General features: G+C 68.5%; 11 protein-coding genes, 1 pseudogene and 1 other annotated feature. Of the genes and pseudogenes, 6 read left to right on the top strand and 6 right to left on the bottom strand.

Annotated features, from left to right (window positions below; translation table 11 throughout):
* Nucleotides 1-536: 536 nt before the first annotated feature.
* Nucleotides 537-1,889, bottom strand: a complete 1,353-nt coding sequence (locus Bequi_RS09645) for a tyrosine-type recombinase/integrase (RefSeq protein WP_249737722.1) — start codon at nucleotides 1,887-1,889, stop codon at nucleotides 537-539.
* A gap of 20 nt (nucleotides 1,890-1,909) precedes the next feature.
* On the opposite strand from Bequi_RS09645, the gene Bequi_RS09640 reads away from it, so the two are divergent.
* Both Bequi_RS09640 and Bequi_RS14395 read left to right on the top strand, forming a co-directional pair.
* The gene (locus Bequi_RS09640; protein ID WP_249737721.1) at nucleotides 1,910-2,527 is read left to right on the top strand and encodes a TetR/AcrR family transcriptional regulator; all 618 of its coding nucleotides are present in this window, start codon (nucleotides 1,910-1,912) and stop codon (nucleotides 2,525-2,527) included.
* Between the two features lie 35 nt (nucleotides 2,528-2,562).
* A complete protein-coding gene (locus Bequi_RS14395; protein WP_249737720.1) occupies nucleotides 2,563-3,714 on the top strand; it encodes a glycosyltransferase in 1,152 nt (383 codons plus the stop codon).
* 303 nt (nucleotides 3,715-4,017) lie between these two features.
* On the opposite strand, the gene Bequi_RS09630 is transcribed toward Bequi_RS14395, so the two are convergent.
* On the bottom strand, nucleotides 4,018-4,797 hold the full coding sequence (locus tag Bequi_RS09630; protein ID WP_347271988.1) for an alpha/beta fold hydrolase: 780 nt from the start codon (nucleotides 4,795-4,797) through the stop codon (nucleotides 4,018-4,020).
* 268 nt (nucleotides 4,798-5,065) lie between these two features.
* Here Bequi_RS09630 and Bequi_RS09625 point away from each other — a divergent pair, with 268 nt between their 5' ends.
* The 3 genes from Bequi_RS09625 to Bequi_RS09615 all read left to right on the top strand — a co-directional run bounded on the left by Bequi_RS09625 (nucleotide 5,066) and on the right by Bequi_RS09615 (nucleotide 8,262).
* The gene (locus tag Bequi_RS09625; RefSeq protein WP_249737718.1) at nucleotides 5,066-5,665 is read left to right on the top strand and encodes a recombinase family protein; all 600 of its coding nucleotides are present in this window, start codon (nucleotides 5,066-5,068) and stop codon (nucleotides 5,663-5,665) included.
* 1 nt (nucleotide 5,666) lies between these two features.
* Entirely contained in the window at nucleotides 5,667-5,873 is a 207-nt protein-coding gene (locus Bequi_RS09620; RefSeq protein ID WP_249737717.1) for a helix-turn-helix domain-containing protein, read from the top strand.
* Nucleotides 5,874-6,477: 604 nt separating this feature from the next.
* Nucleotides 6,478-8,262, top strand: a complete 1,785-nt coding sequence (locus Bequi_RS09615; protein WP_249737716.1) for an AIPR family protein — start codon at nucleotides 6,478-6,480, stop codon at nucleotides 8,260-8,262.
* Between the two features lie 8 nt (nucleotides 8,263-8,270).
* Here Bequi_RS09615 and Bequi_RS09610 read toward each other — a convergent pair.
* Nucleotides 8,271-9,544 (bottom strand): annotated as a pseudogene (locus Bequi_RS09610) (IS3 family transposase).
* Nucleotides 9,138-9,266: a sequence feature (AL1L pseudoknot), on the bottom strand. (Overlaps the previous pseudogene by 129 nt.)
* Nucleotides 9,545-9,749: 205 nt before the next feature.
* Between Bequi_RS09610 and Bequi_RS09605 the strand changes: the two are divergent.
* The gene (locus tag Bequi_RS09605) at nucleotides 9,750-10,976 is read left to right on the top strand and encodes a M48 family metallopeptidase (protein ID WP_249737714.1); all 1,227 of its coding nucleotides are present in this window, start codon (nucleotides 9,750-9,752) and stop codon (nucleotides 10,974-10,976) included.
* Between the two features lie 97 nt (nucleotides 10,977-11,073).
* Here Bequi_RS09605 and Bequi_RS09600 read toward each other — a convergent pair whose 3' ends face one another.
* The 3 genes from Bequi_RS09600 to Bequi_RS09590 all read right to left on the bottom strand — a co-directional run bounded on the left by Bequi_RS09600 (nucleotide 11,074) and on the right by Bequi_RS09590 (nucleotide 15,400).
* Nucleotides 11,074-11,973 carry an ATP-grasp domain-containing protein gene (locus Bequi_RS09600; protein WP_249737713.1) on the bottom strand — a complete coding sequence of 300 codons (900 nt, stop codon included), beginning with the start codon at nucleotides 11,971-11,973 and terminating at the stop codon, nucleotides 11,074-11,076.
* 77 nt (nucleotides 11,974-12,050) lie between these two features.
* The gene (gene dnaG, locus Bequi_RS09595; RefSeq protein ID WP_249737712.1) at nucleotides 12,051-14,024 is read right to left on the bottom strand and encodes a DNA primase; all 1,974 of its coding nucleotides are present in this window, start codon (nucleotides 14,022-14,024) and stop codon (nucleotides 12,051-12,053) included.
* Nucleotides 14,025-14,101: 77 nt separating this feature from the next.
* Nucleotides 14,102-15,400: a deoxyguanosinetriphosphate triphosphohydrolase gene (locus tag Bequi_RS09590; RefSeq protein WP_249737711.1), complete on the bottom strand. Its 1,299-nt coding sequence runs from the start codon at nucleotides 15,398-15,400 to the stop codon at nucleotides 14,102-14,104.

Below are 15,400 nucleotides of genomic sequence, written 5' to 3'. Positions count from 1 at the left end.
TGCCGATGTTCGCCGGCCCGCGGCCCGACTCCGGGCCCTGAGTTCAGTGTCGGGGTCTGAGATCCGAGCCGAGGCATCTAGACCTCTGCCCGCCCTCTCGTCCTGCGCGCCTCGCAGCACCCATCGCACCGTCATTGCACCGTCATTGCATCTTTGGCCGGGACAACACGGGTCTTGCAGGGACATCGAGGGCACTGCCGTGTCGCACGCTCTCGCGGCACAGAGCCGCTGTGCAGTGCAGACGATCCCGTGACCTGCCCAGACTCCGCCGGCCGCCGCTGACAGCAACAGGTGTCGACTCATAATCCGTCGGTCGAGGGTTCAAGCCCCTCCTGGCCTACCAAACCATTCTCACCAGCGAGAACGTCGCCCTCCCGGGCGGTACGCAATCGGTGCCCCGGATCGTTGCACATCTGGTGCACATGCGGAATCTGAACGGTGCTCGCCAGGGTGCCTCCCAGAGCGCATCCGAGCGCGCGAAAGGGGGCCCCGCGCACCCTCGCGCGAGGCCCCTCCGATCGTGCGCACCCACCGCCTCACCGGCGCAGCGCTTCCACTCCCCGCTCGGGGATTCCGTGCGTCGAGTAGTGGCGCTTCCTCACCTCCTCGGTCTGCCCCAGGATGCTCTCTACGTCCATGCGCGAGAGCCCCGATTCCTCCAGCCGCCGTGCGACTACGCGCCGCAGCGAGTGGATCGTCATCTCCGGGTGCCCGGCCGCATTGAAGGCGCGACGCACCGCCTTCTTCCACACGTCCGGATCAGGCATCCCATGCGGCGCCCGGGCCCCCGCGAAGACGTGCGGGTGCCCGCGCGGATCGCACGGGCCGGATGCTTCCCATTCCTCGCGCAGCTCCTGCCGTCGGCGGATGACAGCGACAGCCTCCGGGGTCAGCGGAATGTCGCGTCGGGACAGGCGCGACTTGACGCGCTCGACCCACACGAGCCCGTCGTCGCGGACTCGCACGATCTGTCCGCGGACGCGCATCACGGGCGGCTGCGACTCGAGGTCCACGTCCTCCCACCGGAGGCTCACCAGCTCAGCGATCCGGGCGCCCGTCTGCTCCGCCAGCGCGATCAGGTCACGCGCACCGGAGGCCACCGACGGCGGGTGCTCGTCGAGCTTGCGGAGGAGTGTCGACAGCTCCGCCGCGCTGTATACGCGATCACGCGCTGCATTGACGATGCGCCGCCGCTCCCGGTCCTTCGTCTCATCCTCACCAGGCGACTGGTCCGTCGGGAGCTCGAGCCCCTCGAGCGGCGACGGCGGAGGCGTGCCGGCTACGTCTCCACCGGCCATCCTCCATGCACCGCGCAGCACCGCGACGACATGGGGCCGCGTCCCCTTCGGCATGAGCCGCAGCGCCTCCACGAGCACATTCCGGGTGACGTCATCGACGCTCATCTGGGCAAGCTCGGTCCCGCGCAGACACCGGTCGACCGCGCCGGTGTAGGTCTCGATGGTCCGCAGCGCGTAGTTGCGCGTGAGGCGGCCGTGGGTCATCGCGTACAGCCAGGCCGTCACGTACTCGAGCACCGTCCCGCGCCGCCCCTGTCGACGCTCCGCCGCATCGTCCTCGGCCTTCACGTCCGCCGCCTTCAGCGCGAGCGCGGTCTCGCATGCGCCGCGGGTCTTGCCGCGCGCGAAGATTCTCCGAGTCGAGCCGTCACGCAGGCGCAGGCGAGTCCACGCCCGACGTTCCACCCCGCGCCCGACCTCCACGCCGGATGCGCGCACCGTGTCCTCCGAGATCCAGCGTCCGTCGACGCGGACTTCATGGTGTGCAGAGCCGCGCTTGTGACTTGCGACGAAAAATGGCGACGCTCTCACAGCGCTAAATTTCGCCGCCGCTTCGAGGCCGAGTCGGCATGAGCTTGCCAAGGGCTGCACTGTCGAACAGAATGCTGTACATGCGTACAGCTTTGCTTCCCCTCTCTCAAGGAGATGTCAGTGCCCGTGCGCGCATCGTGCAATCCGCCCTCGAATGCTTCGCTGAGCATGGGTACGCCGAGGCGACGGTGCGGGAGATCGCGGCACGCGCAGGGGTGAGCGCAGCGCTCGTCACGCACCATTTCGGCGGTAAAGCTGCGTTGCGTGCAGAGTGCGACGCGCGGGTCGAGCGCTTCCTGCTCGAGAAGCGCCACGCGCAACGAGACCCCGCCGCGACGCTGCGTGAGGCGGTTGAGATGTTTGGGCCTTACCTCGCGACGATGCTCGATGGGCCGACTGATGCCGCTGCCAGTCTTTTCACGCGCCTGCTCGCCGTGGCGCGCGAAGCGGTAGCCGAGGGCGTTGACGCTGGCCGGATACACCGGTCCGCGGACCCCGAGGCGCAGGCCGCCACGTTGGTGGTGCTTGGTGTGGCGCCATTTCTGCTGCACCGACGCCTCACGGAATGGGCCGACGATGGCGACGGCGTCGCCCGCCTCATCGTCCCGCTCTCAGAGATCTACGCTCGCGGGCTCTTTGCTGATGTTGGGCCCGTTGACGCGGTACCCGTCGCTCGTGGGACAGGCGGGCGGTCGTGAGGCTATTGCTTGTCACTGCGGGATCGCGCGGCGACGTGGAGCCGTTCGTCGCTCTCGCCCGCGCGGCTGTCGCCGCCGGGCATGACGTGCGGGTTGCTGCACCCGACAATTCGGGCGTCGTAGCCGATGGTGTTGACCTCGTGAGTCTTGGCGTGGACTATTCCGGCTTGATCGAGACCCAAGGCGTATCCATTAGAGCCGCGCTGCGCAACTACCGCACGGCGGTGAAGCCGATCATGCGCGGAGTGATTGTCGGTGCCGCGCGTGCGGCGCTCGACTTCCGGCCCGACATCATCGTCGGGCACCCGAAGGTACTGTCGGCACCGCTCATCGCCGACTCGCTTGGCATCCCGCATGTAGTCGTTGAGTTGGTGCCGACGATCACGCCGACGCGAGCATTTCCCGCAGCGGGCACCATCACCACAGACCTCGGCCCGCTCAACAAGCTCTCCTACCTCGCCGCGTCGGGCGCCACTGGGATGTTCCGCCGCGAACTCGACGAGGCGGCGCGCCTGCTCGGCGTGCGACGCGGCCGTCGGACATCGCCAGCAGCGACCCTCCTGCCCATCAGCCCGGCGTTGCTCGAACGGCCCGACGACTGGCCCCCGAGCGTGCACATCACCGGGCCGTGGGTAGCTGACGAACCTGCGGGCATACTCGATCCTGAAGTCGTCGCGTTTGTCGAGGGCGGCTCGTTTGTCTACGCCGGGTTCGGTTCGATGGCTGTGGGCGACGCGGGGGCGCGTGGCCATGCGCTCGTCGACGCAGTACGCGCCCGTGGTGAGCGGTTGCTCGTCACTACGGGGCTCGGCGGGCTCGAGGTTGCTCCCGACCTTCGGGGCGATGATCTGCTCGTTGTCCCATCGGCCCCGCACGACCTTGTGCTGCCGCGCGCCACCGCGGCCGTGCATCACGGTGGCATCGGCACCGTGCAGGCCGCGATGCGCGCAGGCGTCGTCTCAATCGTCGTGCCGTTCATTGCCGACCAGCCGTTCTGGGGCGCGATGTTGCACCGCCGCGGATTCGCGCCCGCCCCGATCCCACAGCGCCGGCTCGACGCCACCCGCGTCGACGCGGCGCTCGACGCGGTGCCGCAGTACCGTGAGTCGGTCGCCGTGGTGAGCGAACGAATGCACACAGAGAACGGCATGGCGGCAGCGCTTGCGTTGTTTGACCGACTCGGCTGAGCAGCCTCGCCCTCTCTGCCAACCAGTGCGCCGGCACCCACGTGCTCGACCTAACCGACATCGGATGATGATGGATCATCGCACGGCAATGCATAGAGCCCGAGCTGCCGACCGCAGTTGAAGCGGTCCTCGACGGCATCCGGCATCTCGTCCCCTTGTAGATTTCCGCAATCGCTCGAAACTGATCGATTCCGGCACGAGCGCCGAGCGCACCGCGGCGACGTCGACACGCTGTGATTTGCGACGAAAAATGGCGACGCTCTCACAGCGCTAAATGTCGCCGCCGTGGCGATAGCCGATGAGCTACCGGTCGATGCGTGCGAGCCAGTCTCGGACCAGCGCGGCGGTGACCTCGGATTGCTCGAGGTGCACATTGTGACCAGCGGCGTCGAGGATGACAAAGCTCCCTCGCGGGTAGTGGTCCCGTAGCCGGAGTCCATCTTCGTACCCGACGACGTCGTCCTGCCGACCGAACAGATGCAGCGCTGGCGCGGTGAATGGCGCTGGATGGCGTTCCTCCGGTACGACATCCAGTGCGTAGCTTGCGGCGATGTGCTCCATTACCGCAGCATCAGAGCCACGGAGACCGGGCAGCACGTATTGCTCAAACGCTTCGAATGCGGCCGCATCTTGAATGACGCTAACCTCCTCGAAAGCCTCTCGCGCGTCACCGGCGGCCAACAGGACGGCCGGTTCCGTGTGTAGTACCGTGCGCTCGGGGACGCTGCGGTCTGCCCGAGCCGGTTCAACGACCCCCGCCAGCGTCGCGACCCCGAGTACTCGGTTTCGGCGTTCGTGCGCGACGTGTCGGGCAATCATGCCTCCAAAAGAGTTTCCAATGACAGCGAAGGGCTCGTCGCCTAGGTGGTCCTCGATCTCGGCGAGCACTCCGTCGGCTACCTCCCCCGCGCTCGTCGGGGTCGAGGTATCCACGACAGCCTCTGCCCATGGAAGGTCGAGGAACACCATTCGCCAAGGCAGGTCCTTCACCGCATCCACCAGCGGCAGCATAATCCGGTGGTCTACACCGAACCCGTGGAGGGCTACAAGCGGACGACCAGAACCGAGAACGCGAACAATCACTCAGCAAGTCTACGATCCGCCCCTCTCGATAGAAGGTCGCCCACCGCTCCACCCTGAAGGCTGCCGTGCATCCCGTGTCGTTCCATGCTAGTGCTCAACAAGGATCGTGTTGTCGCGACAACCTACAGCTTTACGAGACACTCAGCTGCGCCGCGGCGGGCTCGCCTCAAGCTGGGCCGATGGAGCGACGGAGTGTCTCGTGAAGTCGTCGCACCGTGTTTCGTCTCAGATCTTCCGGAGTAGCGAGTTTATGAGGCATTATGTGGTGATGAGGCTTCTGGGGTACACGCGGGTGTCGACGGCGGGGCAGGATCCGGCGCTGCAGCTGGGCGCTCTCCTTGCGGCCGGTGTGCAGAAGCGGGATGTGTTCTCGGACGTGACGTCCGGGGCGAAGAGCGCGGCGGAGCGTCCGGGTATGAAGAAGCTCCTGGCCTACGCGGAGCCTGAGGACACGGTGGTGGTCTGGCGGATCGACCGACTGGGCCGGTCGCTCGTCGATGTGCTCAACACCGTGAACCTGCTGCGGGACCGCGGCGTGAAGATTCGCTCGGTCTCCGACGGGATCGATCCCGAGACGTCATCGGGCCGGCTCATGCTCGGGATGCTGGCAACGCTGGCGGAGTACGAACGGGAGCTAATCACCGAGCGCGTCAACGCGGGAATCGCAGCAGCCCGGGCCCAGGGCACCAAGTTCGGTCGGCCGCCGGTGAACCCGGAGGTCGTGGATCGCAAGCTGGCGATCGCTGCCGAAGAGAGAGCGAAGGGACGTACCGCTGAGGAGGCGGCGCGCTTGGTGGGGTGGTCACGGGCAACGCTGTATCGCCACCAGCGGGACGCCACTGCTCGTGAGAGCATCGCGCAGGTGTGACATGGTCGGGTCGCAGAAGTGGAAGATCCTGCGGCTCCATGTCGAGGACGGCATCTCGCTGGCGAGTCTTGCCCGGGAGACCGGGGTGGGAGAGCGAACGCTCTCGCGCTGGCACAGTCTCTACCGGGCAGGTGGTATCGCGGCTCTTGAGCGGGCGCAGCGCGCCGATGCCGGTGTGCGGCGGACTGCGCCTGCGCTGGTGACTTAGGACCGCGGCCGTTGTAGCAGCCGGGTCAGCTTCGCGGACGAACCCGTCTGCGAGCTCGAGCAGTGCAGCAGCCAGCTGTCGGGAACGCTCGGCGTCTCACGTCACCTGGGCGTGACGCAGTTAGAGCGCGATCGCGGCGGCAAGGTCGTAGTCGTCAGCTATACGGTTCATGGAGCCTCCTGTGCCATAACGAGCGGACCTGACGGATCTCTGGCTCGGATCATTATGGAGCTGGGATGTGACACGCCGCGGCGTGCGGAGACGCGTCGCCGCGGAGCCGGCTCAGGCGCGTGCCACCACCGACCGTTTATGGTGCACACGGAAGGTACGGTGCAACATAACCCCGGGGCCTACCCCCGGTAGGCCCCGCGTGACAGCGCGCTCGTGTCGATGGTCGGATATTGCCGACCGTCCTCTGGTCGCGTCGCTTCGCCCATAGGGACGCACGACCTGCCGGTCCCTTTCGGTCTGTTCGGGTCGGCGCGCAACAGGGGGAACGCATCCGGGGGCGGGTCGCCGCAGAAGCAGATATCTCGCCCGCCCGGATGGTTAGGGGTTGCTCACCGTAGGATTGCCCTGGACCGCGCATCTCGGGAGGTATGGCATGGCAGATCAGGACGGCACGGCGGACGACGCCCCTGGGTACGCGGCGTTTGAAAGCCGCGACGATCTGGAGAAGTACGGCGACAACGCGCTGTTGCTCTTCGTCGCGCAGATGCGCCTCGGTTTCGACGACGTGGACACCTTCGCGTCGAACAGTCTGACGGACGGCAGCAACGACAAGAAGTGTGATCTCGTCGCAGTCTCGGCGGACAAGCAGCGCATCGTTCTCGCGCAGGGCTACGTGTCGGGGAAGACGACCGCGGGAGAAGCCCCAGCGAACAAGGCGAGCGACCTGAACACCGCGGTCAGTTGGCTTCTGGACGGAGACCTCGACGGCTTGCCCGAGACGCTGCGCGGGGCCGCGGAGGAGGTCCGTGACGCGCTCGCTGGCGGGGAGATTCGCGAACTGCAGCTCTGGTACGTCCACAACCGCAACGAGTCCAATAACGTGGACGACGAGCTAAAGCAGGCCGTGAAGACCGCGAACGGCATCCTTAAGAGCCTCTACTCGGACCTGGACGTTGACGTGTCCTGTGTGGAGATCGGCCGGAGCGTCCTGGAGGACGAGTACCAGCGGATGAACGCCCCGATCCTCGTGGCCGACGAGTACGTGTTCGAGGTACCGGGCGGCTTCGAGATGCAGGAGGACGACTGGAGCGCCTTCTTCACTGCCGTCGAAGTCGCTGACCTGCGCGCGCTCTGGGCAACCCACAAGACCAAACTCATGTCACCGAACATCCGCGACTATCTCGGCGTGGTCCGGTCGAGCGGCAACATTAACTTCGGCATCAAGGAGACGGCGAAGGGTCAGCCCGACAACTTCGCGATCTTCAACAATGGCATCACGGTGCTGGTGAACAAGTACGAGCACAAGGTCGCCGACGACGGCTTTCAGACTCTCGCCGTTGAGGGTATAGGCGTAGTCAACGGTGGGCAGACGACTGGCGCGTTAGGCAGTCTCGACGCGACGGAGGCGACGGCGACGGCGGGCGCTCGTGTCATGGCCCGTTTCGTCAAGTGCACCAACACCGCCGTCCTCAGCGACATCGTGAAGTACAACAACACGCAAAACAAGGTCGAGGCTACCGATTTCCGCAGCAAGGACGCCGTCCAGGACCGCCTGCGGAAGGAGTTCGACGGGATGCCGGAGGCTGACTACCGCGGGGGCCGACGCGGTGGCACGACCGACGCCATCCAGCGGGTCAAGACGCTGCTCCCGGACTCCACGGTCGCGCAATCTCTCGCCGCGTTCCACGGCGAGCCGAACCTCGCTTACAACGAGACGCGAAGTATCTGGGACAACGACGCGATCTACTCCCGGGTCTTCCGCGACACGGTCACGGCGAAGCACATCCTCTACGCCTATGGGCTTCTAAAGGCGATCGAACAGGTGAAGGCCAAGCTCCTCGCGATACCCGAGGCATCCCGGACGGAGGCGCAGAAGCGCCATGCCGCATTCGTCAGCGCCCGAGGGTCGAACTATCTACTCGTGGCTGCCCTGGGTGCCTGTATCGAGACGATCCTCGGTGTGGCAGTCGCGGACCGGCACAACCTGCAGTTCAAGACGAGCAAGACCCCCGCGCAGGCAATTGCGGCTTGGCTGCCGGTCGTTGAGGTGGCGATGGCGTTCTCGGGGCAGTTGGCGCCGGCGACTGACCGCGGCCTAAAGGCGCAGGATCGCGTCAAAAAAGCGATCGAGGACTTCGGCTCGATGTTGGAGGCCACGCGGTCTGCGAACCCGGCTCCGTTCGACGATCTGGCTGCCGACACCCAGTCGGGCGCGTGACTCAAGGTTTAGGGCTCTGAATCGCCCCGGGTTTGTGAGAGGCTCGCAAGTGCCGCGTGGGCGGGTGCCGGTGCGGGGTGGTTGTGATGGTAGGTGTCCTCGAGCTCGACGGGCGGGATCATGCCGATCTCGCCGTGAAGTCGCCGGTGATGGAACCAGTCGATGTATTCCGCGGTCGCGATCTCGAGGTCGTCGATGTTCTTCCAGGGCCCGCGGTTGCGGACCAGTTCAGCCGTGAACAGCGAGTTGAAGGCCTCGGCCAGGGCATCGTCATACGAGTCGCCGGTGGAGCCGACCGAGGCGGCCGCGCCGGCCTCAGCAAGACGCTCGGTGTAGCGGATGGCGACGTCCTGAACGCCCTTATCGCTGTGGTACGTGAGCCCGGAGATGGCCTGGCCTGCGTGATCGCGGGTCCAGATGCCCATCTCGAGCGCGTCCAACGCGAGGTCCGTCCGCAGCGGCTTCGACAGCTGCCAGCCGACCACGCGGCGGGAGAGCACATCGATGACGAACGCGGCATACACCCAGCCGGCGAAGGTGCGGCAGTAGGTGATGTCCGCGGCCCACAACTGGTTCGGAGCGGTCGCGGTGAAGTCACGTTCGACCAGGTCAGGACGATTATCCGGGCCACGACCGGAGATCGTGGTGCGCGGGCCCTTGGCCCGGCTGACCCCTCGCAACCCCGCGCCGCGCATGAGCCGCTCGACCGTGCAACGCGCGATGACGACGCCCTCGCGGCGCAGCTGGGCGTGGACCTTCTTCGCCCCGTAGACGCCGAAGTTCGCCGCATGGACGCGGTGGATCTCGACCAGCAGTTCCTCGTCGCGTCGTGCTCGCTTCGAGGGTGGGCGGGTCTTGAACGCGTAGTACGTGCTCGGCGCGAGCTGCGTGCCCGCTGCGGTCAGCGTTCGACAGATCGGCTCGACGCCGAACTCATGCCTGTACTGGTCGATGTACTCCACGATCAACGCTGTGGGCGGTCGAGCTCCGCCGCGAAAAAAGCCGAGGCTGACCTCAGGATCGAGTTCGCCCTGCGCAGCTCACGCACTTCCTTCTCCAGCTCGACCAGGCGCTGGGACTCGCTGGTCGTGGTCCCGGGACGGTGCCCCTCGTCAACCTCGGCCTGCACGACCCAGTTCCTCAGAGTCTCAGGATTGACCCCGAGCTGCTCGCCCACACGGCGAAACGTTCCCGACCTCGTCGATGGATCGCGCCGTGACTGAACTGCCATCCTCGTGGCTCTCTCCCGAAGCTCGTCGGGGTACTTCCTCGGTGCTGCCATGCTCCTCATCCTCCCGTGGATTCAGAGCCTCCACCAGACCCGGGGCGATTCACCGCGAGAGATCGTCTTTCGCGACGCCCGGTCTCGACCATCGTCGGAGAGGCGATGGCGGCCTCGCGCGTTAGCGTGGGGCCATCGCACTCCCGTGCGGCGCCGCCTGCGACTGAGCCGGGTCGGCGCTCCGTCATCGAAGGTCAGGATCACCATGAGCCAGCCGCCTCTCCCTCCGACCGGAGAGAGCCCGCAGAACCACTCGCCGCTGGGACGCACGAGCGAGGGGAGCCCCGCCGGTCCCGTGCCCCAGGCCGGAGGTCCCGCCTCCCCGAACCTCGTCAACGGCGCGACCGTCCACGGCCTGACGGGCCAGCGCGGCGCGCGGCACCCGTGGGAGATCCCGCTGCTCGCCCTCGGGATCCTGATCACGGTCCTGGCGTACGGCCTGTGGCTGGCACTGGTGATCGGATCGATCGTCAATGCGATCCGGGGCGTGGGACCCACGCTCCTGGACATCAGCCCCGACTCCCCCCTCGCCGGGATCGTCGCGCAGCTGTTCGTGCTGATCCTGCTCCTGCCGATCGTGTTCTGGATCTTCCGCGCCCTCATGTACGCCGAGATGCGCGCGCAGAGCGTGCGCATGAGCCCCACGCAGTTCCCCGAGGGGTACCGCATGGTCGCCGAGGCGGCGGCCCAGCACGGTCTGCGCCGAGTTCCCGACGCCTACGTGCAGCTCGGCAACGGCACGATCAACGCCTTCGCCTCGGGCCACGGCTTCCGGCGCTTCGTGGTCGTCTACTCCGATCTCTTCGAGGTCGGAGGCGCCGTGCGCGACCCGGAGGCGCTGCGCTTCGTGATCGGCCACGAGGTGGGCCACCTCGCCGCCGGCCACGTCTCCTACTTCCGTCTCGTGTTCACGAACCTGCTCTCGCGCATCCCGATCCTGGGGCCGGCCTTCTCCCGCGCCCAGGAGTACACCGCCGACAACTTCGGCTACGCGTTCTGCCCGCAGGGCGCTCCCGGCACGATCGGCGTGCTCGGCGCGGGCAAGTACCTCAACGCCGACGTCAACGTCCATGAGGTCGCCGATCGGGCCGCCACCGAGAAGGGACTGTGGGTCCACCTGGTCAACTGGAACGCGAGCCACCCCACCCTCACCTGGCGCGCGCACGCCCTGCGCGACCGCTCCCGCGCAGGCCATCTCTGGTTCCGCCCGGGACTGTTCAGCAGCCCCGGCGCGGCCTACGCGACGGCGCTCCCGGCCGGCAGCATCTTCTCCAGCCGCTATCCCACGCCGCAGGAGGCCCTGTCCCTCCTGGCGCAGGCCGACGCCGCCCGTCCCGCGGGCCACAGCGACCAGTTCGGCCGCTTCCCCGGTGTCGACTACTCCGGCCGCCCGTCCCTGCGCGAGCGCCAGATCTCCCCGCCGCTCCTCTGAGCGCCCCGCGGAGCCCCGCGGGCGGACTCGCACCGCCTCGCGGGGCGCGCGCCGCTCAGGTGATCGCCGGCGCCGACCAGCGCCGCGCCCGAGGCGTTCAGCCTCGGGTGCGGCGCTGGATCGCATCTGCGACCCGACCGATCGCCGAGGGGACCTCCTGGAGGAACAGGGAGGGTTCGATGAGCTCCGCCTCGATCAGGAGAACCCCGGCGGGGGTGCTCACCACGTCGATCCGCGCGTACAGCGGCTCCTCGGCGTCGGCGCCCCACCCTCGCTCCCGGGAGAGGGCGCGCACGGACGCCAGCGCCGCCGCCGCGCACTCCCGCTCCGCTCCGCTCGGCTCCACCGGTGCGATGGCCTCGGTGTAGGTCCCCCCGAGGTAGCCGCCGCCGGGCTGCAGGATCGCGCCCTTGGAGATCGCGTGCGAGAGCTCGCCGTCGATGAGGAAGAGCCCCCGCTCGGCGCCCGCGGCGAGCTCCGGGATCGCGGGCTGGATCATGATCTCGGTGCCGCCCCGGAGGATCTCGCGCGCCAGAGCGAGAGCGGCGGGATCGTCGTCCTGGAAGAGGCCCGTGCTGCGGGAGCCCCCGGAGACGGTCGGCTTCAGGACCACAGCTGCGCTCCCCCGGGCGGCGAGCTCCTCGGCAGCTCCGCTGAGCTCGTCGCAGTAGACCGTCGGGATCACTGTGATGCCGCGGAGATCCTCGAGGTAGCGCTTGTCGAGGTTCCAGCGCACGAGCGGGGGCGGGTTCAGCAGGCGGGCCCCGCTCTCCTCGAGGCGATCGAGCCAGCCCCGGAAGTCGGGGAGCCGCGCGGGGTAGTCCCAGGGCGAGCGCAGCACGAGCGCGTCGTACTGCGCCCACGGTTGCTCCTCGTGCCACACCAGGATGTCGCAGTCCTCGCCGCGCTCTGCAAGGGCGCGGCGCAGCGGTTCGATGTCGCCGTCCTCGTGTCCGCGAGCGGCGGGATCAGTGGTGATGAGGCCGATGCGGGCCATGGTGCTCCTCGGTGCGGGGAACGGGCAGGCGCGCCGCGGCGGCGCACCGGCGGGGACGGTCGAGTGCTGCGATCCGCTCAGTCGTCTCGCGCGTGCAGGGCGCGCCGCCGCTCCTGCGCCGCGCTCAGCAGGCCGAGGAGACGCTGGTACTCCTCCGGATCGGCGGCGGCATCGGTGCGCTGCAGCTTCTGGCGCAGCACCGAGTACTCCCGCGTGATGGACAGCTCGGTCAGCCGGTCCATCAGGGAGGACGCGAGCTTCCTCAGGGACTCCTCGTCCCGTGCGGGCAGCTCGACGTTCGTCAGCTCGATGACGAGCGGTCGCACTGTCTCCCCGGCGATCTCGAGCACCTGCTCGATGTATCGGCTGGCGGAGAGCGTGCCCGCCACGGCGTCCAGCAGGGTGCCCGCCGCGAGCATCACATCCCACACGCTCTGCAGCGCAGGGACGTGGAAGGAGTCGTCCGGCAGGGCGCCGACGGTCTCCGCCTCGAGCAGATGGGGGGCCTGGAGCAGGCACGCGAGGGACTGCAGCTCCACCTGCCCGACGGGATCGCGCCGGCTGACGATGTCGGACAGTCGGGCCACGGGCAGGGCCGCCGCGAGGGCGTCCTCTCCCTCGTCGCCTCTCGCCGCCCCTCCCGCAGCGGTGCCCGCCCCGTCGGCCCCGCTCTCGCGGGCGGCGCCTGGACGATCCGCGTGCCGGCCGCTCTGGCTCGCACTGCGCGCGGCGTCGTGCACGGCCCGCAGCACGGTGCGCTCGTCCATCCCGAGCCAGCCGGCGAGCCGGCGCGCGTACTCGGGGCGCATCGCCTCGTCGCGGATCTGCGCGACGACGGGAGCGGCCATGCGCAGCCCCGTCACCTGCCCCTCGACGGTATCCAGATCGACCTGCGCGAGCACCGAGCGGATCGCGAACTCGAACAGGGGCTTGCGGCCCTCGACGAGGTCCCGCACGGCCGCATCGCCCTGGGCCATGCGGAGGTCGCACGGATCCATCCCCCCGGGCTCCACGGCCACGAAGGTCTGGGCGACGAAGCGCTGATCCTCCTCGAAGGCGCGCAGGGCGGCCTTCTGACCAGCGGCGTCGCCGTCGAAGGTGAAGATCACCTCGCCGCTGAGCCCCCTCCCGTCCGTGTTCAGGCGCAGACCGGCCGTGGGGTTCGTGTCCCCCATGATGCGGCGCACCACCTTGACGTGGTCGGCGCCGAAAGCGGTGCCGCAGGAGGCGACGGCGGTGGTGACTCCCGCGAGATGCGCGGCCATGACGTCGGTGTAGCCCTCGACCACCACGACGCGGTGCTGCGCGGCGATCTCCCGGCGCGCGAGGTCCAGGCCGTAGAGGACCTGGGACTTGTGGTAGATCGCGGTCTCGGGAGTGTTCAGGTACTTGGGGCCCTGATCGGTCTCCAGGAGCTTGCGCGCGCCGAAGCCGATCGTCTTGCCGGTGACGTCGCGGATCGGCCAGATGAGCCGGCCGCGGAAGCGGTCGTAGACGCCGCGCTGCCCCTGGGAGACGATGCCGGAGGCCTGGAGCTCGGCCTCGGTGAATCCCCGCCCGCGCAGGTGCTTCGTGATCGCGTCCCACCCTTCGGGCGCGAAGCCCACCCCGAAGTGCTCGGCGGCGCTGCGATCGAAGCCGCGCTGGCCGAGGAAGGCGCGCCCCACCTGCCCTGCCGGGGTGGCGAGCTGCTCGCGGTAGAACTCCTCGGCCACCGCGTGGGCGTCGAGCAGGCGCTGGCGGGATCCGAAGTCCGAGCGCTCGCCCTTGCCTCCGGTGCCCTCCTCGTAGCGCAGCTGCACGCCGAAGCGGCTCGCGAGCGACTCGACGGCCTCCACGAAGCTGAGGTGGTCGATCTTCTGCACGAAGGCGATCGCGTCCCCGCCCTCGCCGCAGCCGAAGCAGTGCCAGTGGCCGAGCTGCGGGCGCACGTTGAAGCTGGGGGTCTTCTCGTCGTGGAAGGGGCACAGGCCCTTCATGGAGCCGATCCCGCCGCTGCGGAGCGTGACGTGCTCGCCGATCACCTCGTCCAGGCGCGCGCGCTCGCGCACGAGGTCGACGTCCTCGCGGCGGATCCTGCCCTGGTGGGTGGCGATGATGGGCTCCTGGCTTCGGTGGGGCGTGCGGGTCAGAGATCGGCGCCGAGACCCGGCAGAGGGGTGTCGGCGGCGGTGAGATGGGTGGACTGGTCATCGAACAGCGTCCCGTGCAGCAGCCGTGCGGAGACGTCGGTGTACGAGGCGATCTGGTCTATCACGACCCTCCGACGTCCGGCCTCGTCGGGCGCTGCGCTCCACAGCTCGGCGAACAGAGGGCTGAGGTGCGCGGCCCCCGTGTTGGAGAGATGGGCGTGCAGATCGCGGATGATCCGCTCCTGCTCCTCGTAGATCGGCTGCTGCTCGGCCGAGCTCATCACGTACGCGGCGGCGAGGCCCTTGAGGACCGAGATCTCCAGCGCGGTCGCATCCGGCACGATCACCTCGCCCGTGTACCGGGCGATCGGACCGGGCCCGTGGGCGCTGCGCGTGGCCTCGACGACCGCCCCGGTGAAGCGGCCGATGAGCTGGCTGGCCATGTCCTTCAGCGCCGCGGCCGACCGCATCGAGCCGGTGAAGTCCGCGACCCACCACGGCTCGCGCTCGAGGCGGGTCAGGGCCGCGTCGAGCACCTCGATCTCGTCGCGGGGGCAGTACCAGTCTTGCACGACGTAGAGCGCCGCGGCCCGCTCCAGCGGGTCGGCGAGACGCCCGAGGTCCAGGGAGCCGCCGGTGATCGCGTCCTCGATGTCGTGGACCGAGTAGGCGATGTCGTCGGAGATGTCCATGACCTGCGCCTCGACGCACTTGCGCTGTCCCTGTGCTCCCGCTCGCGCCCAGTCGAACACGTCGCGGTCGTCCTCGTAGGCGCCGAACTTGCTCGAGGCCGGATCCGGTCCCTCGCCGCGGGACCACGGGTACTTGATCGAGGCGTCCACGCTCGCGCGGGTGAGGTTCAGGCCGTACGGGCGGTCCTCGCCGATGAGCTTCGGCTCGAGGCGGGTCAGCAGGCGCAGGGTCTGCGCATTGCCCTCGAAGCCGCCGATGTCTCGTGCGAGATCATCCAGCACGAGCTCGCCGTTGTGGCCGAACGGCGGGTGCCCGAGGTCATGGGCGAGGCAGGCGGCATCGACGACGTCGGGGTCGCAGCCGATGGCGAGCGCGATGTCGCGACCCACCTGCGCGACCTCCAGGGAGTGCGTCAGGCGCGTGCGCACGAAGTCGTTGGAGCCGGCGCCGAGGACCTGGGTCTTCGCCCCGAGCCGTCGCAGGGCCGAGGAGTGCAGGACCCGGGCCCGGTCGCGCTGGAACGGCGTGCGGGACTGGGACTTCGGGGCCTCGGGGGCCCAGCGCTCCATATCGGCAGCGCTGTAGCTGTGCGGCGCGCTCAT

It is taken from the genome of Brachybacterium equifaecis (assembly GCF_023509525.1).
Taxonomy (GTDB): Bacteria; Actinomycetota; Actinomycetes; order Actinomycetales; family Dermabacteraceae; genus Brachybacterium; species Brachybacterium equifaecis.
Note: the sequence above shows the minus strand (reverse complement) of the source record. Positions and strands in the feature narration are given on the sequence as shown.